Consider the following 609-nt stretch of genomic DNA (forward strand, 5'->3'; position numbering starts at 1 on the left):
TTTTCTTTTTTCACTTGCGGTGACACTATATTCCCTACATTTTCTTTTTTCACTTGCGGCGATACTATATTTCCTACATTTTCTTTCTTCACTTGTGGCGATACTATATTTCCTACATTTTCTTTCTTCACTTGCGGCGATACTATATTTCCTACATTTTCTTTCTTCACTTGCGGCGATACTATATTGTTTTTTTTCGTTTGCGGAGAAATGATATTGTTAGGTTTCATTTTACTAATTTGAGGAGCAATTAACTCGCTTCCTTTTTTTATTACATCTGAAATTTTATATTCTTTTTTCGGTTTTATTGGTGGTTGTGGCGGCTGCGGTAATACATTTACCGAAAACTTCGTGTTTTCTTTTTCCGCCGGTTTTTGTTTTTCTATCACAGGTGGTTTTTGAATAACAGAAGGTTTTTCAACTGGTTTTTCTTTTTGAATTGGCTGTTCTTTTTGCACCTCTTTTTGCGGTTTCACCTGTACTTCTTTTTGTGGCTTTACCTGCATCTCCTTCTGTGGTTTCACCTGCATCTCCTTCTGTGGTTTCACCTGCATCTCCTTCTGTGGTTTCACCTGCATCTCCTTCTGTGGTTTCACCTGCATCTCCTTC

Annotated in this window: 1 pseudogene; it reads right to left on the reverse strand. The window is 37.3% G+C overall.

The features are described 5' to 3' along the window. Window positions 1–609, reverse strand: a pseudogene (exsA, locus tag MR107_RS30300) (spore coat assembly protein ExsA); the annotation flags it as partial.

It is taken from the genome of Bacillus cereus group sp. BfR-BA-01441 (assembly GCF_022663075.1).
In the GTDB taxonomy this organism is placed as follows: domain Bacteria; phylum Bacillota; class Bacilli; order Bacillales; family Bacillaceae_G; genus Bacillus_A; species Bacillus_A cereus.